This is a genomic window from Pseudomonas sp. DW-iso17, assembly GCF_058725345.1.
Window position 1 is genome coordinate 685,330 of sequence record NZ_JBZXEA010000011.1, and the last position, 21,394, is coordinate 706,723.

The 21,394-nt window shown below is 57.1% G+C and carries 16 protein-coding genes; 8 read left to right on the forward strand and 8 right to left on the reverse strand.

Annotation, left to right across the window (positions count from 1 at the left end):
• Window positions 1-17 precede the first annotated feature (17 nt).
• Window positions 18-662 (reverse strand): 16S rRNA (guanine(527)-N(7))-methyltransferase RsmG, encoded by a 645-nt coding sequence (gene rsmG, locus AC4PS6_RS11015; RefSeq protein ID WP_020302581.1) that lies wholly within the window; start codon window positions 660-662, stop codon window positions 18-20.
• Entirely contained in the window at window positions 659-2,551 is a 1,893-nt protein-coding gene (gene mnmG / locus AC4PS6_RS11020) for a tRNA uridine-5-carboxymethylaminomethyl(34) synthesis enzyme MnmG (protein ID WP_014720591.1), read from the reverse strand. The genes rsmG and mnmG overlap by 4 nt, the downstream gene beginning before the upstream one ends.
• A 541-nt stretch (window positions 2,552-3,092) precedes the next feature.
• On the opposite strand from mnmG, the gene AC4PS6_RS11025 reads away from it, so the two are divergent.
• The 3 genes from AC4PS6_RS11025 (at window position 3,093) to AC4PS6_RS11035 (ending at window position 7,069) form a co-directional block, all read left to right on the forward strand.
• Window positions 3,093-3,599, forward strand: a complete 507-nt coding sequence (locus AC4PS6_RS11025) for a sigma-70 family RNA polymerase sigma factor (protein WP_032901518.1) — start codon at window positions 3,093-3,095, stop codon at window positions 3,597-3,599.
• Window positions 3,599-4,543, forward strand: coding sequence for a FecR domain-containing protein (locus tag AC4PS6_RS11030; RefSeq protein ID WP_073452715.1), 945 nt, complete (start codon window positions 3,599-3,601; stop codon window positions 4,541-4,543). The genes AC4PS6_RS11025 and AC4PS6_RS11030 overlap by 1 nt, the downstream gene beginning before the upstream one ends.
• A 90-nt stretch (window positions 4,544-4,633) precedes the next feature.
• On the forward strand, window positions 4,634-7,069 hold the full coding sequence (locus tag AC4PS6_RS11035; RefSeq protein ID WP_492180808.1) for a TonB-dependent siderophore receptor: 2,436 nt from the start codon (window positions 4,634-4,636) through the stop codon (window positions 7,067-7,069).
• 18 nt (window positions 7,070-7,087) lie between these two features.
• Here AC4PS6_RS11035 and mnmE read toward each other — a convergent pair whose 3' ends face one another.
• The 5 genes from mnmE to rpmH form a co-directional block, all read right to left on the reverse strand.
• Window positions 7,088-8,458, reverse strand: a complete 1,371-nt coding sequence (gene mnmE, locus AC4PS6_RS11040; RefSeq protein WP_014720595.1) for a tRNA uridine-5-carboxymethylaminomethyl(34) synthesis GTPase MnmE — start codon at window positions 8,456-8,458, stop codon at window positions 7,088-7,090.
• 79 nt (window positions 8,459-8,537) lie between these two features.
• Window positions 8,538-10,220: a membrane protein insertase YidC gene (gene yidC, locus AC4PS6_RS11045; RefSeq protein WP_014720596.1), complete on the reverse strand. Its 1,683-nt coding sequence runs from the start codon at window positions 10,218-10,220 to the stop codon at window positions 8,538-8,540.
• Between the two features lie 2 nt (window positions 10,221-10,222).
• Entirely contained in the window at window positions 10,223-10,468 is a 246-nt protein-coding gene (gene yidD, locus AC4PS6_RS11050) for a membrane protein insertion efficiency factor YidD (RefSeq protein WP_019816912.1), read from the reverse strand.
• Window positions 10,461-10,868 carry a ribonuclease P protein component gene (gene rnpA, locus AC4PS6_RS11055; protein WP_020302575.1) on the reverse strand — a complete coding sequence of 136 codons (408 nt, stop codon included), beginning with the start codon at window positions 10,866-10,868 and terminating at the stop codon, window positions 10,461-10,463. Before rnpA ends, yidD begins: the two co-directional genes overlap by 8 nt.
• Window positions 10,869-10,881: 13 nt before the next feature.
• The gene (rpmH, locus tag AC4PS6_RS11060; RefSeq protein WP_003213577.1) at window positions 10,882-11,016 is read right to left on the reverse strand and encodes a 50S ribosomal protein L34; all 135 of its coding nucleotides are present in this window, start codon (window positions 11,014-11,016) and stop codon (window positions 10,882-10,884) included.
• Window positions 11,017-11,601: 585 nt separating this feature from the next.
• Here rpmH and dnaA point away from each other — a divergent pair.
• The 4 genes from dnaA to gyrB are packed head-to-tail and all read left to right on the forward strand — an operon-like array spanning window position 11,602 to window position 17,810.
• A complete protein-coding gene (gene dnaA / locus AC4PS6_RS11065; RefSeq protein WP_032901521.1) occupies window positions 11,602-13,122 on the forward strand; it encodes a chromosomal replication initiator protein DnaA in 1,521 nt (506 codons plus the stop codon).
• Between the two features lie 38 nt (window positions 13,123-13,160).
• A complete protein-coding gene (gene dnaN / locus AC4PS6_RS11070) occupies window positions 13,161-14,264 on the forward strand; it encodes a DNA polymerase III subunit beta (RefSeq protein WP_073452723.1) in 1,104 nt (367 codons plus the stop codon).
• Between the two features lie 20 nt (window positions 14,265-14,284).
• Window positions 14,285-15,388 (forward strand): DNA replication/repair protein RecF, encoded by a 1,104-nt coding sequence (recF, locus tag AC4PS6_RS11075; RefSeq protein WP_003187251.1) that lies wholly within the window; start codon window positions 14,285-14,287, stop codon window positions 15,386-15,388.
• Window positions 15,389-15,392: 4 nt separating this feature from the next.
• Entirely contained in the window at window positions 15,393-17,810 is a 2,418-nt protein-coding gene (gene gyrB, locus AC4PS6_RS11080) for a DNA topoisomerase (ATP-hydrolyzing) subunit B (protein WP_003187253.1), read from the forward strand.
• A 103-nt stretch (window positions 17,811-17,913) separates the two neighbouring features.
• Here gyrB and AC4PS6_RS11085 read toward each other — a convergent pair whose 3' ends face one another.
• Complete coding sequence (locus AC4PS6_RS11085) at window positions 17,914-18,636, reverse strand: response regulator transcription factor (protein ID WP_014716281.1); 723 nt, start codon at window positions 18,634-18,636, stop codon at window positions 17,914-17,916.
• Window positions 18,637-19,047: 411 nt separating this feature from the next.
• On the opposite strand from AC4PS6_RS11085, the gene AC4PS6_RS11090 reads away from it, so the two are divergent.
• A complete protein-coding gene (locus AC4PS6_RS11090; protein WP_336827188.1) occupies window positions 19,048-21,327 on the forward strand; it encodes a CHASE2 domain-containing protein in 2,280 nt (759 codons plus the stop codon).
• The last annotated feature ends 67 nt before the right edge of the window (window positions 21,328-21,394 follow it).

Below are 21,394 nucleotides of genomic sequence, written 5' to 3' on the forward strand. Positions count from 1 at the left end.
CTTGCTTGTGTTCCCAATCATGCCGTGCGGCGCAGTATCAGCAGATGGCGTTGGCCTTGGCAACCAGGTACGGCCAAGGCGTGTTCGCTATCGAGGTGGAAGTCTGCCGGCAATGCTAACAGCTCGTCGCTTGGATGGACGCCCTTCATTGCCAGCCAGCGCGTGTCGCGATCGCCAAGGTGGCGGGTCCAGTTGCTGAAGTTCTCCATGCTGCTGAACGCCCGGGAAACAATTCCGTTGAAGGGCTGTTCAGGCGTGAAGGCTTCGACGCGGCTGTGGATAACTTGCAGGTTGTCCAGCTTGAGTTCGAGTTTGACCTGGGTCAGGAAGCGGGTTTTCTTGCCGTTGCTGTCCAGGCAGGTCACTTGCGACTCGGGAAACAGAATCGCCAGCGGAATACCGGGCATTCCGCCGCCGCTGCCGACATCCAGCCAGCGACCATTTTCGATGAATGGCATAACACTAAGACTATCGAGCAGATGGCGCGAGACCATTTCGTCCGGATCACGCACTGCGGTCAGGTTGTAAGCCTTGTTCCATTTGATCAACAGGGCGAGGTAGCCCAGCAGTAGCTCATGCTGGGCTTCGGTCAGCGCAACGCCCAACTGGCGCGCTCCTGTGGATAACTCTTCGGCGTGTTGCGAGGTGACCAACGAACTCAAGCGCTTTGCTCCAACTGACGGCCCGCGCCGCGTTTTTTCAAATGAATCATCAACAGCGAGATGGCTGCCGGGGTGACGCCAGGAATACGTGAAGCCTGCCCGAGGGTTTCCGGACGAGTTATCCCCAACTTGCTTTGGATTTCTTTCGACAACCCGGAAATCCCGGTGTAGTCGATATCCACAGGCAGCTTGGTGTCTTCACTGGCGCGCAGGCGAGCAATTTCGTCCTGCTGGCGATCAATGTAACCGGCGTACTTGGTCTTGATCTCCACCTGTTCGGCAACTTGTGGGTCTTCAGCGCCCTGGCCTGTCACTTCGACCAAACCAGCGTAGTCGATTTCCGGACGGGAAAGCAGGTTGAGCAAGTTGTACTCATGGGTCAACGGCGTGCCGAATTTTTCTGCGATGGCGTCGCCCTGCTCCGTGCCCGGGCGAACCCAGGTACTTTTCAGACGCTGTTCTTCGAGCGCAATGCTTTCGCGTTTTTTGCAGAAGGCCGCCCAGCGGGCGTCATCGACCAGGCCCAGCTCGCGACCTTTTTCGGTCAAGCGCAGGTCGGCGTTGTCTTCGCGCAGGATCAGACGGTATTCCGCCCGAGATGTGAACATCCGGTACGGTTCCTGGGTACCCAGGGTAATCAGGTCGTCGACCAATACGCCGATGTAGGCTTCATCGCGACGCGGGCACCAGCTGTCTTTGCCCTGTGCACGCAATGCTGCGTTGGTCCCGGCCAGCAAACCTTGGGCCCCGGCTTCTTCATAACCGGTGGTGCCGTTGATTTGGCCGGCGAAGAACAGGCCACCGATCACTTTGGTTTCCAGGCTGTATTTCAGGTCGCGCGGGTCGAAGTAGTCGTACTCGATGGCGTAGCCCGGACGCACGATGTGCGCGTTTTCCATACCGCGAATCGACTGCACGATCTGGATTTGCACATCGAACGGCAGCGAAGTGGAAATTCCGTTGGGGTACAGCTCGTGGGTGGTCAGGCCTTCGGGTTCGATAAAGACCTGGTGGCTTTCCTTGTCGGCAAAGCGGTGGATCTTGTCTTCGATCGACGGGCAATACCGCGGGCCAATGCCTTCGATCACCCCGGAATACATCGGCGAACGATCAAGGTTCGCGGCAATGATTTCGTGGGTACGGGCGTTGGTGTGGGTAATCCAGCAGCTGACCTGTTTCGGGTGCTGTTCTTTGGAACCCATGAACGACATGACCGGGATCGGCGTGTCGCCGGCTTGCTCGGTCATCATCGAGAAATCCACAGAACGCCCATCAATGCGTGGCGGGGTCCCGGTTTTCAAGCGGCCGACGCGCAGCGGTAGTTCACGCAGACGTTTTGCCAGGGCGATCGACGGCGGGTCACCGGCACGGCCACCGGAATAATTTTGCATACCGATGTGGATAAGTCCGCCCAGGAACGTGCCCGTGGTCAGTACGACCGAATCTGCATGAAAACGCAGACCCATTTGTGTAACAACACCACGTACCTGGTCCTGCTCGACGATCAAGTCATCGGCGGCCTGCTGAAATATCCACAGGTTCGGCTGGTTTTCCAGGGTTTCGCGTACCGCTGCCTTGTACAGGATGCGGTCGGCCTGAGCCCGGGTAGCACGTACGGCCGGGCCTTTACGGCTGTTGAGCACGCGAAATTGAATACCACCCTTGTCGGTGGCCATCGCCATTACCCCGCCAAGGGCATCGATTTCCTTGACCAGATGGCTTTTGCCAATCCCGCCAATTGCGGGGTTGCAACTCATGGCACCGAGGGTTTCCACGTTATGCGTCAGCAACAGGGTTTTTACACCCATGCGTGCTGACGCCAGTGCTGCCTCGGTACCGGCATGACCGCCGCCGATGACGATCACTTCAAAACGGGAAGGGAAATCCACCACGCACCTCGTGCCTGCTTATGTAGGTAATCAGGAATTGTTTGTTGAAAGGGTTTTAGAGCTTTGCGGGCAAGTATAGGGACTTAGGGCTTCCTAAAGAACCCTTTGCACAAAATTTAACCAGCTGTGGATGAATCACAGACAATAGAAATTAAAAGAGAGAAATTTATTAAATCTTTGTTTTTATGTTTATTTATACTGAGCAACATTTCTGTGGATAGATCTCTACAGGCCTTTGTTTACAATGTGTACAGCGATTCAAAACGTTGTGGTCATCTGCCAATGAGGCCCTTGGATAAGTGCTTTAAGCCTGTGGATTAAACGACCGGTTATCCACAGATGGGTTTTTACGCAGGTTTCACGCCCTGTTATCAACTGGGCACAGGAGCGGTTATTCACAGGGCTTAATCCACAGAAACGGCCGATTTCGTCCACGGCAAAGCTGGGAATTAATCCCGGGTGGGACAAAAACAGATCTATTGTGGGAAAACACTGGGCCAGTTAATAATAGCGATTATCATTAACCTGCCTTGTCGCGCCTATGCCTCCCTCCTCACATACCGCAGCGGTCCACCACATCTATGAACAGCACCATTCGTGGTTGCGCGGATGGCTCAAGGGAAAATTGCATAACGCCAGCGATGCAGCCGATGTGGCCCACGACACGTTCGTGCGCATGCTCGGTGGACGACATGCGGCGCAGATCCTCGAACCACGGGACTATCTGGCCACCATCGCCAGGGGCCTGGTGATTGATCGGTATCGCCGGCATGCCATCGAGCAGGCCTACAGGCAGACCCTGGCAGAGCGTCCTGAAGCCACGGCTATCAGTGAGGAAGACAAGGCAATCATCATCGAAACCCTGGTGGCTGTGGATAAAGCGCTGTCTGGGCTGGGTGAGCGTGCACGGCGAATTTTCATGCTGGCACAGATTGAAGGGCTGACTTATCAACAGATCGCCGATCTACTGCAGGTATCGCTGACCACGGTGAAGAAACACATGATCCGTGCCCTCACCGAGTGCTCCCTGATCATGGCCAGCCGGTAATGGTCAGCCCTGACCGCAAGACGTTCGAGGTCGCTGCCAGTTGGTATGTGCAATTCCAGTCGCAATCACCGACGCCCGCACAACATCAAGCGTGGCAGCAGTGGCTTAATCATGACCCGTCCCACCAGGCGGCTTGGGACCAGATGGAGCAGTTGCAACGCAGCCTCGGTGGCCTGCCCCCTGATCTCACACGCCGCGCGTTATCCACCACGCAACAGCGGCGCCAGGTACTCAAGTGGATGCTGGTGCTTGGCGGCAGTGGCTACCTGGGCTGGAACGTCCAGCAACATACGTCGTTGGGTAACGCATGGGCTGATTACCGCACGTCGGTGGGCCAGAGGCGGCGCATCGAGTTGGCGGATGGCACGCAGATCAATCTCAATACTCATACCGCTATCGATGTGGCCTTTGACGGGTACCAACGTTTGATCCGTCTGCGCGAGGGTGAAGTACTTATCCACACCGGCACGCGGGGTGGGCACTTACCGTTTTATGTAGAAACTCGCCAAGGCCGGGTCAAGGCGCTGGGCACTCGGTTTACTGTGCGCCAACTGCCGGATGCCACGCGGGTGGGCGTCTTGGAAGAACGGGTTGAGATATCCCCCGGCGACCAACCCGAACTTCGCCGCACTATGGGCGCGGGTGAGAGCGCAGAGTTTGATCGGCACAATGTGCGCCCTGCCCAGCGATATGGCGGTGTACAGGCCGCCTGGGTCGATGGCCAACTGATCGTGCTCGATGCTCGGCTAGGAGAAGTTATCGATGAGTTGGCGCGCTATCGGCCGGGCGTATTGCACTGCGACCCAGCCTCTGCGGGCCTACGCGTTTCCGGGACATTCCGTCTGGACTCAACCGATGCCGTCCTCGCTAACCTGCAAGCGAGCCTGCCGATTCAAGTGAAATACTTTACGCGCTATTGGGTGTCGGTCACCCGGATCGGCTAATCGAAAAATAATCCACAGAGGGGTTATCTTTTTTTGACCTGGTGCGGCCCTACAGGTAATCACGACGCTACCTTCAGGGCTTACTCACCTATGCGCCTTCCCACCCCGCTCCGCAAACGACTTTCCTGCCATGGCATGACGTACGGTCTGCAGTTCATCACCGCTACGACCGGTGTGTTGTTATCCACCACCGTCATGGCCGCCAGCGCAACGCAACACTTTGCCATTGCCGCAGGCCCGCTGGACAACGCCTTGAGCCAGTTTGCCGCCAAGGCCAATGTGATTCTGTCCTTCTCGCCACAGCAAACGGCGCGTTTGAATACGCCAGGGCTGCAAGGTGACTATTCGGTGGACCAGGGCTTTGCGCTACTGTTGCAGAACTCGGACCTGCAGGCGGTCGCACAGGCTCCCGGCAGCTATGTATTACAGGCGGCACCTGCTGGCCAATTGACCTTGGCCCCTACCACCGTCAGCGCTTATCAACAGGGCGGCTTCAATCAAGAGATCGCCGGGGATGTAGGCTACAAGGCTCAGAGCAGCCGGATCGGCACGAAGACCAGCACACCGCTGTCCGAGACCCCGCGTTCGGTGTCCGTTGTCACTGGCCAGCGTATCAAGGACCAGAAGTCCCAGACCCTGACAGAAGTGCTGGGCTACGTACCGGGAATCTTCGCCCCACCGTTCGCGGCGGGCGACGGCTTGGCAGGCGATCTGTTTTTCATACGCGGTTTCAACGCCACGGATTACGGCTACGGCCTGCTGCGAGATGGCCTGCGAGTTCAAGGCAATCGATACGACACCACCAGCGAACCCTACGGCCTGGAACGGGTCGAGATTTTCCGAGGTCCTTCTTCCCTGCTCTACGGTGAAAACGCACCCGGTGGCTTGGTTAATCTGGTGAGTAAACACCCGACTGCAACCCCGCAAGGCGAGGTGCAGGTGAGTTATGGTTCGAATAATCGACGCCAGTTGGGTGTGGATATCTCGGGCCCGCTCAACGACAGTGACACTGTCCTGGGCCGGGTGGTGATGCTGGGGCGTAAATCCGACACGCAGACCGATCACGTTCCGGACGATCGTCTGTATATCGCGCCATCCCTGACCCTGAACTTCGACGACTACAACACCCTGACGCTGCTGGCCAACTATCAGAAAGACCATACCAACCTGGAACTCGGCCTACCCGCCGCCGGTACCCTGCTTACAAATCCCAACGGCAAGCTGTCCAAACACACCTTGCTGGGCAACCCGGACTGGAACACCTTTGAACGCGAAGCGTGGAGCACCGGCTATGAGTTCAGCCACAGCTTCAATGATGACTGGCAGTTCCGTCAGAACTCGCGCTATATGCAGTCACGTATCAACCGGCACGAAACCTGGCCTGGCTCATTGAATAACGGTGGCTTCGGCACCCGGCTGAACATGAACGCCTACGACCGCTACAACAAGTCGATGGTCTATTCCCTGGATAACCAGCTCGAAGGCAAGTTCCAGTTGGGCAGTGTGGAAAACACAGTGCTATTGGGCGCCAGCTATGACCGAACCTCGTTCAATCAAGACTGGGATGCGGGTTTCGCCGGCACCATCGATGTGTATAACCCGGTGTACCTGCGCGACCCGCTCACTCCCCTGGCAGTGCAAAACACTTTGCTTGAACAGCAGATGAAAGGGGTTTATGCACAGATCCAAAGCAAATACGACCATTGGCTCTTTCTGCTCGGCGGTCGCCAGGACTGGGTCGACAGCGATTACCGAGACAAGGTCAAGCCATCGAGCAATATCAACTCACAGGATCGTAAATTCACTTACCAGGGCGGGGTGATGTACCAGTTCGACAACGGCCTTACGCCGTATGTCAGCTATTCCACCGCGTTTGTCCCCGTGCAGCAGATCTCCAACGCCGGCTCGCCGTTGAAACCGATCACCAGCAGCCAATACGAAGTGGGCGTTAAGTACGAACCGATCGGCTGGGATACGGCGATGACCGTGTCGGTGTATGACCTGCGCAAGCAGGACGATACCTACCTTGATGCCACCACCAACAGCTATCGCCAAGTCGGTGAAAGTCGCGCCAAGGGCGTGGAAGTCGAGGTCAACAGTAACATCAGCTCCAACTTCAACGTGACGGCAGCCTATACCTACACCGACGCCCGGATAACCAAGGATTCGGCCACTTCGCTGGTAGAAGGCCGTCAGATGACGGGCGTGCCGCGTAACCAGGCTTCGGTGTGGGGCAAATATCGCTTTCTCGACGGCCAACTCAAGGGTTTCTCCGCGGGCGGCGGGGTGCGCTATTTCGACAGTACCTTTTCCTACACCCCGCCTACGCTCTACGGGAAGCTGGACGCAGGTAGCGTCACCTTGGTGGATGCGGCACTGGGTTATCAGATCAACCCACACTGGTCGGTGGACCTGAACGCCAAGAACCTGTTCGACAAGGAATATGTATCCGGTTGCAACGATGCGGGGCGTTGCTATTGGGGCGACAGCCGTACCTTGCTCGGTACGGTGTCTTACAACTGGTAGACGGTGTGGATAACTCGGTTACTTGCCAATGCAAAAGCTTGAGAAAATCCGCCCCAGCAAATCATCCGAACTGAAAGCGCCGGTGATTTCACCCAACAGCTGCTGCGCCTGACGCAGATCTTCAGCCAGCAGCTCCCCAGCCCCCGCCAAGGTCAACTGAGCGCGCCCGTGCTCCAGGGCCGCGCTGGCATGACGCAGCGCTTCCAGGTGCCTGCGCCGCGCACTGAAGCTGCTTTCCGAGGTCTGTTCGTAGCCCATGCAGGCTTTAAGGTGTTCGCGCAGCAATTCCAGACCCTCACCGGCCGATTTCGCGCTCAAGCTGATCGTGACGTGGCCATCTTCACTGGTTTCCAGGGCGATGGCTTCACCCGTAAGGTCGGCCTTGTTACGGATCAAGGTGACTTTGGCCGGGTCTGGCCGTTGTTCAAGGAATTCGGGCCACAAGGCAAAAGGATCCACAGCTTCCGGTGCAGTGGCATCCACCACCAGCAACACCCGATCGGCTTCGCTGATCGCCTTGAGCGCACGTTCCACGCCGATCTTTTCCACCTGGTCGTCGGTGTCGCGCAGACCAGCGGTGTCGACCACGTGCAGCGGCATACCGTCGATGTGGATATGCTCGCGCAAGATATCCCGTGTAGTGCCGGCGATCTCGGTGACGATGGCCGCCTCGCGCCCTGCAAGAGCATTGAGCAGGCTGGATTTGCCGGCATTGGGCCGGCCGGCAATTACCACCGTCATACCATCGCGCAGTAAGGCGCCCTGCCCGGCTTCACGCAGCACTGTGGATAACTCATCGCGGACTTTGTCCAGCATCGCCAATACATGGCCATCCGCCAGAAAGTCGATTTCTTCTTCCGGAAAATCAATCGCGGCTTCGACGTAGATGCGCAGACTGATCAACTGCTCGGTCAAGTTATGCACACGCAGGGAAAAAGCCCCCTGCAATGAGCGCAACGCGTTACGTGCAGCCTGTGCAGAACTGGCTTCGATCAAATCAGCGATAGCTTCGGCCTGGGCCAGGTCGAGCTTATCGTTCAAGAATGCGCGTTCGCTGAATTCCCCGGGTCTGGCCAGGCGGCAACCCAATTGCAAGCAGCGCTGCAGCAGCATGTCCAACACCACAGGACCACCGTGCCCTTGTAGTTCAAGGACATCTTCACCGGTGAACGAGTTTGGCCCTGGAAAATAGATGGCCAGCCCCTCGTCCAATACGCTGTGGTCGGCATCCAGGAACTGGCCGTAATGGGCATAACGGGGTTTCAGCTCCCGGCCGCTGATAGCCTTGGCTGCCACGCCCGCCAATGGCCCGGAAATTCGAACGATGCCGACACCGCCCCGACCTTGAGCGGTAGCGACAGCAGCGATGGTTTCACGAGGAGCGCTCATCAGCAGGTTCCAGAACAAAAGTGACGGAAAGCAAAACGCCCCACTAGGGGGCGTCTTGAGTGGTTATCCACAGAGTAAATTACGCCTCGGCTTTTTTGGTAGCCGCTTCGATTTTACGTGTGATGTACCACTGTTGAGAGATCGACAACACGTTGTTGACCACCCAGTACAGTACCAAGCCAGCAGGGAACCACAGGAAGAAGAAGGTGAAGATGATTGGCATCATTTTCATTACCTTGGCCTGCATCGGATCCGGCGGGGTTGGGTTCAGACGCTGCTGGATAAACATGGTAGCGCCCATGATGATCGGCAGGATAAAGAACGGGTCTTTGATCGACAGGTCAGTTATCCACAGCATGAACGGCGCCTGGCGCATTTCAACGCTTTCCAGCAATACCCAGTAAAGCGACAGGAACACCGGCATCTGTACCAGAATCGGCAAGCATCCACCCAGCGGGTTGATCTTCTCTTTCTTGTACAGCTCCATCATGGCCTGCGACATTTTCTGCCGGTCATCACCATGTTGTTCTTTCAGCGCGGCCAGTTTCGGGGCCACGGCGCGCATACGCGCCATCGACTTGTAGCTGGCTGCCGACAGAGGGAAGAAAAGCCCTTTGATCAGCATGGTCAGAAAGATGATCGACCAGCCCCAGTTACCGACGATGCTGTGGATATGCTGCAACAGCCAGAAGATCGGCTGGGCAATGAACCACAGGAAGCCGTAGTCCACAGTCAATTCCAGGCCTGGGGACAACTCTTTCAGTACCGCCTGGCTTTTAGGGCCGGCGTACAGGGTAGCGCTGGTTTCAGCCTTGGCACCTGGAGCGACGGTCAACGCCGGGCCAGTGAAGCCAATGATGTAGTTGCCCTGGCTGTCCTTGCGGGTCTGAACCAGGTTCGCGTCACCCTTGTTAGGAATCCAGGCGGTCACGAAATAGTGCTGCAGCCACGCTACCCAGCCACCTTGGACGGTTTCTTTCAGCGAGCCCTTGTCGATATCTTTCATCGACACTTTTTTGTACGGCTCGTTACTTGTCCACAGGGCGGCGCCCAGGTAAGTGGCGGTACCGGTGGCGGTGCTGGAAGACGGATCGGAGCTGGCGTCACGCTTGAGCTGGGCAAACAGGTTGCCGCTCCAGGCTTTGTCGCTGGTGTTGTCGATCAGGTAAGTGACCTTCAAATCGTACAAACCGCGGGTAAAGCTGAAACGCTTGATGTAGTTGACACCGTCGAGGCTGAATTTCAGGTCGACGTTCAACTGGTTCTGGCCGTCTGCCAGTTGATAAGTCTTCTGCTCGGTCGAATAAACCGGACGACCGGTAGCACGTGCATCCGGACCATTGGTGCCGGTCAGGCCGCTTTGCGCCAGATAGGTACGTTCACCGCCGTTATCGAACAGTTGGAACGGCACATCCGGATGGTCTTGGCGACGTGGATAAAGCGGCAGCTTCAGCTGTGCGATATCACCACCTTGTGGGTCGATAGCCAGGTCGAGCACATCCGTTTTTACGTGGATGAGGTCTTTGTTGGTGACCACTGGCGTTTCTAACGGGGCACTTGTCTCGCCATTCGCGCTGGGAACATCGGCACTCGCGGACGCATTGTTACCCAGCGGGGTGTCCGGAATAGCCGGCGCAGCCTGATTGGTAGCAACATTCTGAGTCGGCAGGGCAGCCTGACCGTAGTCCTGGTTCCATTTAAGGACCATGACATAGGACACGATTGCCAGGGCGACGATCAGGATTGTGCGTTTAATATCCATGATTACTCGGCCATCGAAGAAGAACGGGAGGTAGGGATAGGTGGAACCGGGTCATAACCACCGGGATTCCACGGATGACAGCGACCTAAACGACGAAAGGTCAGCCAGCCACCGCGCAGAAGACCATGATTTTCTATGGCCTCTAACGCGTAGCAGGAACAACTGGGGTAGAAACGACAGTGGCTGGCCATCAGAGGACTAATGGCATAGCGATAAAACTGGATCGGAACGATTGCCAGTTTACGCATCAAGGCTGTCTACCCCTACAGTTTCGGTGCTGACTGCTGGTGCTGGCTTGTGGGTACGCGCCAAACGTTTCCAGAGCTTGCCGAAATGCTGAATCAATTCGGGGTTTTCTACATCACCCAAGCCTTTGCGCGCGACGATAACAATATCCCAACCAACCAGAGTGTCCTGGTGGAGGCGAAACGATTCGCGCATCAGACGCTTGAGGCGATTGCGCTCAACGGAGAGCTTTACGCTCTTCTTGCCGATCACCAACCCGAGACGGGGATGATCAAGATCGTTGTTACGCGCAAGGAGCAGGAGATTTTTCCCCGGAACCTTGCCGGTGGGGGAGTCAAAGACTGCCTTGAAATGCCGGGGGGTTAGCAGACGCTTTTCCCGACTGAAGTCCTGACTCACCACCAGTACCGGATTATCAAACTGCCAGACGCGCACGACCTTTGGCGCGGCGACGCGACAGGACAGCACGGCCGTTCTTGGTAGCCATGCGAGCACGGAAGCCGTGAGTACGGGCGCGTTTGATGGTGCTTGGTTGGAAAGTACGTTTCATGGCGTTGTTACCTGGTTCGTCCACAACGGGCCGGAATGGCCCCCGTTTTAAGAGACCGGCGATTCTAGAGAAAGCAAGCCTCTAGGTCAATTTCCAACCAGCTTTTCCTTTAATTAGATGTCGACGGGGTCCTGGCGCCCTTCTCCCCGTCTGACTTCCATCTGCCATGCGATAGATATAAAAATAAAGAAGGAAGTTATTTAAAGCTTTTCTGTAAAGCTTATAAAAGCTAGGGACGCGATCATCTGTGGATAACTGCCTTGAGCCCTTGTTCCACGTGTTGTACAGAGAATGACAACACGGGGGAGAAGCGGTGCTCTGCCTGTGCTGCGCTATCGGATAAGCTGTGTGTGGAACAGCTACTTATCCACAGGCCGGTTACCCACAGACTTTCGACCCCACTTGTACAACGAGCTTAGGTGGGTTTATCCACAGAGCTTATGCACAGACCACTGGTCGCATTTTTTGCGGTTAAGGCATTGATTTTGGGTGGCCTGTGAACAACCTACATGTGGATAAGTGGACGGCTGGCCGCTACAATGGCGGCTGTTTTTGCCTCACCGGCTTTCAACTTAGGGGATATCCGTGTCAGTGGAACTTTGGCAGCAGTGCGTGGAGCTTTTGCGCGATGAGCTGCCTGCCCAGCAATTCAACACCTGGATCCGTCCGCTACAGGTCGAAGCCGAAGGCGACGAGTTGCGTGTCTATGCGCCCAATCGTTTTGTCCTCGACTGGGTCAACGAGAAGTACCTGGGCCGCGTTCTCGAATTGCTCGACGAACATGGCAACGGCCTGGCGCCTGCTCTCTCCTTATTAATAGGCAGCAAGCGCAGCTCAGCTCCTCGCGCCGCGCCGAATGCGCCATTGGCCGCCGCCGCGTCGCAAGCCCAAGCTGCAGTGGCGCCTGTCGCCGCAGCACCTGCACCGACAGCTGCGCCGTCCAAGCCGTCGTCGCGCAAAAATAATGCGCCAGAGAATGAAGAGCCGTCCCGCGACAGCTTCGACCCGATGGCCGGTGCCAGCTCTCAACAGGCGCCCGTGCGCTCCGAGCAACGTACTGTGCAGGTAGAAGGCGCGCTCAAGCACACCAGTTACCTGAACCGCACGTTTACCTTCGAGAACTTTGTCGAAGGCAAGTCCAACCAGCTGGCCCGAGCGGCCGCCTGGCAGGTCGCCGATAACCCCAAGCATGGTTACAACCCGCTCTTCCTTTATGGCGGCGTGGGCTTGGGTAAGACGCACTTGATGCACGCCGTCGGTAACCACCTATTAAAGAAGAACCCGAATGCCAAGGTGGTTTACCTGCATTCGGAGCGCTTCGTGGCCGACATGGTCAAGGCCTTGCAGCTCAACGCCATCAACGAGTTCAAACGTTTCTACCGCTCCGTTGATGCCTTGTTGATCGATGACATTCAGTTCTTTGCCCGCAAGGAACGTTCCCAAGAGGAGTTCTTCCACACCTTCAACGCCCTGCTCGAAGGTGGCCAGCAGGTCATCTTGACCAGTGACCGTTACCCGAAGGAAATCGAAGGCCTGGAAGAACGTCTGAAGTCTCGTTTCGGCTGGGGCCTGACTGTTGCCGTGGAGCCACCGGAGCTGGAAACCCGCGTTGCGATCCTGATGAAGAAGGCCGACCAGGCTAAAGTCGATCTGCCTCACGATGCTGCGTTCTTCATCGCCCAACGCATCCGTTCCAACGTGCGTGAGCTGGAAGGCGCGCTCAAGCGGGTCATCGCCCACTCCCACTTCATGGGTCGCGATATCACCATCGAGCTGATTCGCGAGTCCTTGAAAGACTTGTTGGCCTTGCAGGACAAGCTGGTGAGTGTGGATAACATCCAGCGCACCGTGGCCGAGTACTACAAGATCAAGATTTCCGACCTGCTGTCCAAGCGCCGTTCGCGCTCGGTGGCACGTCCACGCCAGGTTGCCATGGCCCTCTCCAAGGAGTTGACCAACCACAGCCTGCCGGAAATCGGTGATGTGTTTGGCGGACGCGACCACACCACGGTCTTGCACGCATGCCGCAAGATCAATGAACTTAAGGAATCCGACGCGGATATTCGCGAGGACTACAAGAACCTGCTGCGTACACTGACTACGTGATGACACCAGCGCAGCTTATTAAGGCAAGGGACTAGACCATGCATTTCACCATTCAACGCGAAGCCCTGTTGAAACCCCTGCAACTGGTCGCAGGCGTCGTCGAGCGCCGACAGACCTTGCCGGTGCTTTCCAACGTATTACTGGTGGTCGAGGGGCAACAGTTGTCCTTGACCGGTACCGACCTGGAAGTCGAACTGGTGGGTCGTGTCCAGCTCGAAGAGCCTGCCGAACCCGGCGAGATCACCGTGCCGGCGCGCAAGCTGATGGATATCTGCAAAAGCCTGCCTAACGATGCGCTGATCGACATCAAGGTGGATGAGCAGAAGTTGGTGGTCAAGGCAGGCCGCAGCCGTTTCACCCTGTCGACCTTGCCGGCCAATGACTTTCCAACCGTAGAAGAAGGCCCTGGCTCGCTGACGTGCAGCCTGGAGCAAAGCAGGCTGCGTCGTTTGATCGAGCGCACCAGCTTCGCAATGGCCCAGCAGGACGTGCGTTACTACCTCAACGGTATGCTGCTGGAAGTCTCGGAAGGCATTATCCGTGCTGTAGCCACCGACGGTCACCGCCTGGCGATGTGCTCGATGCGTGCCGATATCGGTCAGCCGGATCGTCACCAGGTAATCGTTCCACGCAAAGGTATCCTTGAACTGGCGCGCTTGCTCACCGAGCCGGACGGCAACGTCAGCATCGTGTTGGGCCAGCACCACATTCGCGCGACCACCGGTGAGTTCACCTTCACCTCCAAGTTGGTAGACGGTAAGTTCCCGGACTACGAGCGTGTGTTGCCTAAAGGTGGCGACAAGCTGGTGGTCGGTGATCGTCAGGCTCTGCGTGAAGCCTTTAGCCGTACTGCGATTCTGTCCAACGAAAAGTACCGTGGTATTCGCCTGCAGCTGGCCAACGGCCAACTGAAAATCCAGGCCAACAACCCGGAACAGGAAGAGGCGGAAGAAGAAGTGGGTGTCGACTACAACGGCGCATCGCTGGAAATCGGCTTTAACGTGAGCTACCTGTTGGACGTGCTGGGTGTTATGACTACCGAACAGGTTCGTCTGATCCTGTCGGACTCCAACAGCAGCGCCCTGGTACAAGAATCCGACAACGACGACTCGGCTTACGTTGTCATGCCGATGCGCCTGTAATCATGCTCAGCAGAAGCTAGATGTCCCTCAGTCGCGTCTCGGTCACCGCGGTGCGCAATCTGCACCCGGTGACCTTCTCCCCTTCCCCCCGCATCAATATCCTCCATGGCGCCAACGGCAGTGGCAAAACCAGTGTGCTGGAAGCCATCCATCTGCTGGGGCTTGCGCGTTCCTTCCGCAGTGCCCGTTTGTTACCCGTGATTCAGTACGAACAATTGGCCTGTACCGTATTTGGCCAAGTGGAACTGGCTGAGGGCGGTCATAGCAGCCTGGGGATATCGCGTGATCGTGGTGGGGAATTTCAGATCCGAATCGACGGGCAAAATGCGCGCAGCGCAGCGCAACTGGCAGAGATCCTGCCGTTGCAACTGATCAACCCCGACAGCTTTCGATTGCTGGAAGGTGCCCCGAAAATCCGTCGGCAATTCCTCGACTGGGGCGTGTTCCACGTGGAACCCCGCTTCATGGCCACTTGGCAGCGGCTGCAGAAGGCCCTGCGGCAGCGGAACTCATGGCTGCGGCATGGTACACTTGACGCCGCTTCGCAAGCAGCCTGGGACCGTGAACTGTGCCTGGCCAGCGACGAAATAGATGAATACCGCCGCGCCTATATCAAAGCCTTGAAACCAGTCTTTGAGCAGACCTTGAGCGAGTTGTTGGACCTCGAGGGCCTGACGCTGAGTTATTACCGCGGTTGGGACAAAGAACGTGAGCTGAGTGCAGTGCTCGCAACGTCCTTGCAACGGGATCAGCAAATCGGACACACCCAGGCCGGCCCCCAGCGCGCTGATTTGCGCCTTAGATTAGGTGCACACAATGCTGCGGACATCTTGTCCCGCGGCCAGCAAAAGTTGGTGGTCTGTGCGTTGCGTATCGCGCAGGGCCATCTGGTTAGCCAGGCTCGACGCGGTCAGTGTATTTATTTGGTGGATGACTTGCCGTCAGAACTCGACGAGCAGCACCGCCGCTCGCTATGCCGCTTGTTGGAAGACTTACGCTGCCAAGTGTTTATCACCTGTGTAGACCACGAATTATTGAGGGAAGGCTGGCAGACGGAAACGCCAGTCGCTTTGTTCCACGTGGAACAAGGCCGTATCACCCAGACCCACGACCATCGGGAGTGAAGGCATGAGCGAAGAAAACACGTACGACTCGACCAGCATTAAAGTGCTGAAAGGTTTGGATGCCGTACGCAAACGTCCCGGTATGTACATTGGCGACACCGATGATGGTAGCGGTCTGCACCACATGGTGTTCGAGGTGGTCGATAACTCCATCGACGAAGCTCTGGCCGGTCACTGCGACGACATCAGCATTATCATCCACCCGGATGAATCCATCACCGTGCGTGACAACGGTCGTGGCATCCCGGTAGATGTGCACAAAGAAGAAGGCGTTTCGGCGGCAGAGGTCATCATGACCGTGCTCCACGCTGGCGGTAAGTTCGACGACAACTCCTATAAAGTATCCGGTGGTTTACACGGTGTAGGTGTGTCGGTAGTGAACGCCCTGTCCGAAGAACTGATCCTCACTGTCCGCCGTAGCGGCAAGATTTGGGAGCAGACCTACGTCCACGGCGTACCACAGGAGCCGATGAAAATCGTCGGTGACAGTGAAACCACCGGTACCCAGATCCACTTCAAGCCATCGGAAGAAACCTTCAAAAACATCCATTTCAGCTGGGACATCCTGGCCAAGCGGATTCGCGAACTGTCTTTCCTTAACTCCGGTGTCGGCATCGTCCTCAAGGATGAGCGCAGCGGCAAGGAAGAGCTGTTCAAGTATGAAGGTGGCCTGCGAGCGTTCGTTGAATACCTGAACACCAACAAGACCGCGGTCAACCAGGTGTTCCACTTCAACATCCAGCGTGAAGATGGCATCGGCGTGGAAATCGCCCTGCAGTGGAACGACAGCTTCAACGAGAACCTGTTGTGCTTCACCAACAACATTCCACAACGCGATGGCGGTACTCACCTGGTGGGTTTCCGTTCTGCGCTGACGCGTAACCTGAACACCTACATCGAAGCGGAAGGCTTGGCGAAGAAACATAAAGTCGCCACCACCGGTGACGATGCCCGTGAAGGCCTGACGGCGATCATCTCGGTCAAGGTACCGGATCCGAAGTTCAGCTCCCAGACCAAAGACAAGCTGGTGTCTTCCGAAGTGAAGACTGCGGTTGAACAGGAAATGGGTAAGTACTTCTCCGACTTCCTGTTGGAAAACCCGAACGAAGCCAAGCTGGTTGTCGGCAAGATGATCGATGCTGCACGCGCCCGTGAAGCCGCACGGAAGGCCCGTGAAATGACCCGCCGCAAAGGCGCGCTGGATATCGCCGGCCTGCCAGGCAAACTGGCTGACTGCCAGGAGAAGGACCCTGCCCTCTCCGAACTGTACCTGGTGGAAGGTGACTCTGCTGGCGGTTCCGCCAAGCAGGGTCGTAACCGTCGCACCCAGGCCATCCTGCCGTTGAAGGGTAAGATCCTCAACGTTGAGAAGGCCCGCTTCGACAAGATGATTTCCTCCCAGGAAGTCGGCACCTTGATCACGGCGTTGGGCTGCGGTATTGGCCGCGATGAGTACAATATCGACAAGCTGCGCTACCACAACATCATCATCATGACCGATGCTGACGTCGACGGTTCGCACATCCGCACCCTGCTGCTGACCTTCTTCTTCCGTCAGTTGCCGGAGCTGATCGAGCGTGGCTACATCTACATCGCCCAGCCGCCGTTGTACAAAGTGAAAAAGGGCAAGCAAGAGCAATACATCAAAGACGACGACGCCATGGAAGAGTACATGACGCAGTCGGCCCTGGAAGATGCCAGCCTGCACTTGAATGACGAAGCGCCGGGTATCTCCGGTGAGTCGCTGGAGCGCCTGGTCAACGACTTCCGTATGGTCATGAAGACACTCAAGCGTTTGTCGCGCCTGTACCCACAGGAGCTGACCGAGCACTTCATCTATCTGCCGGCCGTGAGCCTGGAGCAGTTGGGCGATCACGCCGCCATGCAGGATTGGCTGGCCCAATACGAAGTGCGCCTGCGTACTGTGGAGAAGTCTGGTCTGGTGTACAAAGCCAGCCTGCGTGAGGACCGTGAACGTAACGTATGGCTGCCAGAGGTCGAACTGATCTCCCACGGCCTGTCCAATTACGTCACCTTCAACCGCGACTTCTTCGGTAGCAACGACTACAAGACCGTGGTTACCCTCGGCGCGCAATTGAGCACCCTGCTGGACGACGGTGCTTACATTCAGCGTGGCGAACGCAAGAAGCAGGTCAAGGAGTTCAAGGAAGCCTTGGACTGGTTGATGGCGGAAAGCACCAAGCGTCATACCATCCAGCGCTATAAAGGTCTGGGCGAGATGAACCCGGATCAGCTGTGGGAAACCACCATGGACCCTGCTCAACGTCGCATGCTGCGCGTGACCATCGAAGACGCCATTGGCGCCGACCAGATCTTCAACACCCTGATGGGTGATGCGGTCGAGCCTCGTCGTGACTTCATCGAGAGCAATGCCTTGGCGGTGTCTAACCTGGACTTCTGATCAGGAACATCTGCTAAAAAAAAGGCCAACGCTTAGCGTTGGCCTTTTTTGTTGGTTCGTAGTCGCGCATTTTTTAAATGCTCCACGTGGAACATCAGCCTATTTAACTTTCCACAGCGGGTGTCACACTCTCCAACCGATACCCGTACCCATAGATGGTAAGCAGCTGCCAACCGCGATCCGCGGTCAGCCCTAGCTTGTTGCGCAGGCGGTAGATATGCGTGTCCAACGGCCGCGACGACACCATTTCTTCGTGGCTCCAGAACCGCTCATAGAGATACTCGCGAGACAACGGCCGGGCCAGGTTGGCAAATAGACAACTTGCCAAACGGTATTCCCGTTCTGTCAGGTTAATGGGCTTGCCCGCTCGGGTGACGGTCAGTTCGGCATCGTCGAACGTCAGATCGTTAAAGCTCTGCACTTCCTGGGTAGCCGACTTTTGCAAACCGTGGCGCCGCAGCACGGCGCTGACTCGGGCTTTGAGTTCGTTGGGCCGAAACGGCTTGCTGACATAGTCGTCCGCCCCGCTGTTCAACGCCGTCACGATATCGCTTTCGGCATCGCGACTGGTGAGCATGATAACGGCGGGAGGCGACTCCATGTGCTCGCGGGTCCAGCGCAATAACGCGATCCCGGAGATATCCGGCAGTTGCCAGTCGAGGATCAGCAGGTCAAAGGTTTCCCGACGTAGCTGGCGTAGCAGGTCTTCGCCACGTTCAAAAAAATGCAGGGACCAGGGCTGTTCAGCCGGACCGGGAATCTGTCGCAGTGTCTGTTCCACCCGTCGCAACTCTGCGGGTTCGTCATCCAGTATTGCGACACGCATGGGCGGGGTCCTTCCTACAAAAATACGAGAGCTTGAATGGGGGGCACATGCTGTACAAATGCCGGCCTATGAATCTGAATAATTATGGACGGATTCTACAGTGCCTGGATCTCTCGATACGCTGAAAGCGCCGTAAACTCAATCCACTACGATCCTCAAAGAAGATACCGGCTCCTGTCGTTCCGTAAAAGCGTCGGTGTGATCGCCTCGCCGGGGCGTTATGCCCGCTCCAATGTGCGGTATCGTTCATTGCGCGGTCGTGGGAAGTTCCTCCAATGAGACCGAAATAAGCTTCACTGGTTTCAGAACACTGCATGCACTTCATCGCAACCCCATGGAGAGAGATCCTGGGCTTATGACATCTTTACTTAACGACCATCAATGCCTTGGCCCCCTCATGGCGCTAGCCCTGTGAAGCTCTGGCGCAAAACCGAGAAACGCCAACCTACCCAGGCCCAGCTTTTGTTCCATGGGTTGGTTCGTGAATGGCTGTTGATCGGTTTGGTACTCCTGCCCTTTACGGCCTACTTATCCTTGAGCGCTGGCTTAGCGCTCAATAATCCGCTCTATGACAGCCTGCGCCGCCTCACGCCCTTGCCGGTAGATCCACGCATCGTCCTGGTGACCATCGACGCACCCAGCCTGGAAGCACTTGGCCCATGGCCTTGGCCGCGCAGCGTACATGCCGAGCTGATTGAACGCGTGAACGCCGCACAGCCGGCGGGCATTTTGTTGGATGTGATCTTCAGTGAGACCGACCACAGTCATGACGACCAGCGCCTGGCCGATGCCGTATGCAAAGCCGGCAATGTATTGCTGCCCATCGCCGGAGACAGCAGCGTCAGCCCCAAGGCTCCCATAGCGCCGTTGTCGCCACTGCTCAAGTGCGCCAAGGGTGTCGGTCACATCAACGTCGAAGCGGACAACGACGGTGTGGTGCGCAGCGTGTATCTACGTGAAGGCCCGCCGGGGAGCACGCTTCCTCAGTTGGCGTGGCTGGCGTTCGTCATGAGCGAGCATGCCGAGACGATGCCGGGCCTGCCGCAAGAGCCTACTGGAGGTCACTGGCACCAGGAACATGAAATCCGTGTGCCGTTCACTTCGGAACCAGACCATTTTCCCAGTCTGTCCTACGTCAGCGTATTGCGGGGCGAGGTACCTCCCGAGTCTCTGCGTGGTCGCCTGGTTCTGATCGGCGCCTCAGCCTATGGCATGGCCGATCGTTTCGTGACGCCGCTCTCTTCCACCGTAGGTACCACAGCGGGCGTTGAGATCCAGGCGGACGTACTGAATGGTTTATTGCAGGGCCGCAGCATCGTCGATTTGCCCGGCTGGCTGGCGGCGTTGCTAGCAACGTCCCTGGTGGCCCTGCTGCTGGGCCTTCTGCTTGTGCGCCCCCGTTACGCCCTGTGGATGACCTTGGCGTGCATGGCCGTGGCTTTGCTGGGCTCATGGGGCTTATTGCGCCTGGGCCACTGGTGGAGCCCCGCAGCATGCCTGATCGGTTTGTTGCTGAGTTACCTGATCTGGAATTGGCGACGTCTGAGCGTAATTCTCGCCTACTTTGGCTGGGAACTGGCACGTCTGGATAACGAACCCAAGGTGCTTCCGGAACGTCGTCGCGCGCCCGCCAGTAAGGGCGATGTGCTGCAAGGGCGGATCTTTGCCCTTGAACAAGCCGTCAGTCGTACACGCGATACGCGGCGCTTTATGGCTGACGGGCTGGAGTGCCTGCCGGTAGCAACGCTGATCACCGACCCTCAGGGCAGCATCCTGTTGGCCAACCGCGTGGCCCGTGAAGTATTCGGCAATGACCTGGTCGGCGAAAACCTCGTCGAACAGCTCGCCGATCTAGGCTATCCCCCGCTGCACAATGGTGTACGCCCTGCCCTATCGGCACTGGAACTGGTCGAGTTTCGCGATATCCACCAACGCAGTTTGCGCATGGAGCTAGCCCCTTTGCTGCCTGCCGAAGGGGATTTTGCCCTCGGCTGGTTGTTGAGCCTCACGGACCTGAGCAAGGAGCGTGAAGCCCAGCAGCACCGCGAGACGATGCTGCGTTTCCTTTCCCACGACCTGCGTGCACCGCACTCAGCGATCCTTGCCCTGTTGGACGTGCACAACGGGGAGTCCCCGGTGTTTACCCAGATCGAACAGCAGGTGCGGCGGGCCTTGAGCCTGACTGAATCCTTTGTGCAATTGGCCAAGGCTGAAGCGGACGGTTACCAGTTCCAGCCCACCCTGTTTGCCATGCTGGTGATGGACGCCTTTGATCAAGTGGCGGTGATTGCGCAGTTGAAGGGCATCCATTTGGTTCACGACCTGGATGAGGCGGACGAGGCCATGGTCTACGCTGACCAATCGCTGCTCACCCGGGCGTTGTTCAATGTGCTGGAGAACGCGATCAAATACTCCCCATCCGGTACCACCGTCAGGTTGAGGCATGGCAGTGCGCAAGGTTGGTTGGAATGCAGGATAAGCGACCAGGGACCGGGGATTGCGCCTGAGGATCTGCCGGAGTTGTTTAACCAATACCGACGTTTCGATTCGGCTCAAGGCAGTGAGGGGCTTGGACTGGGGCTGACCATGGTTAAAGCAGTGTTGGAGCGGCACGGTGGGCGCATCGTGTGTGAAAGTGAGCTGGGCAAGGGCTCGACGTTTATCCTGCTGCTGCCGTTATTGGAGGACTGAAAAAGCGGCTTTTCTGCTGTGCATAAAAAACCGGTCACAAGGACCGGTTTTTTTATGAAGAAAAAAC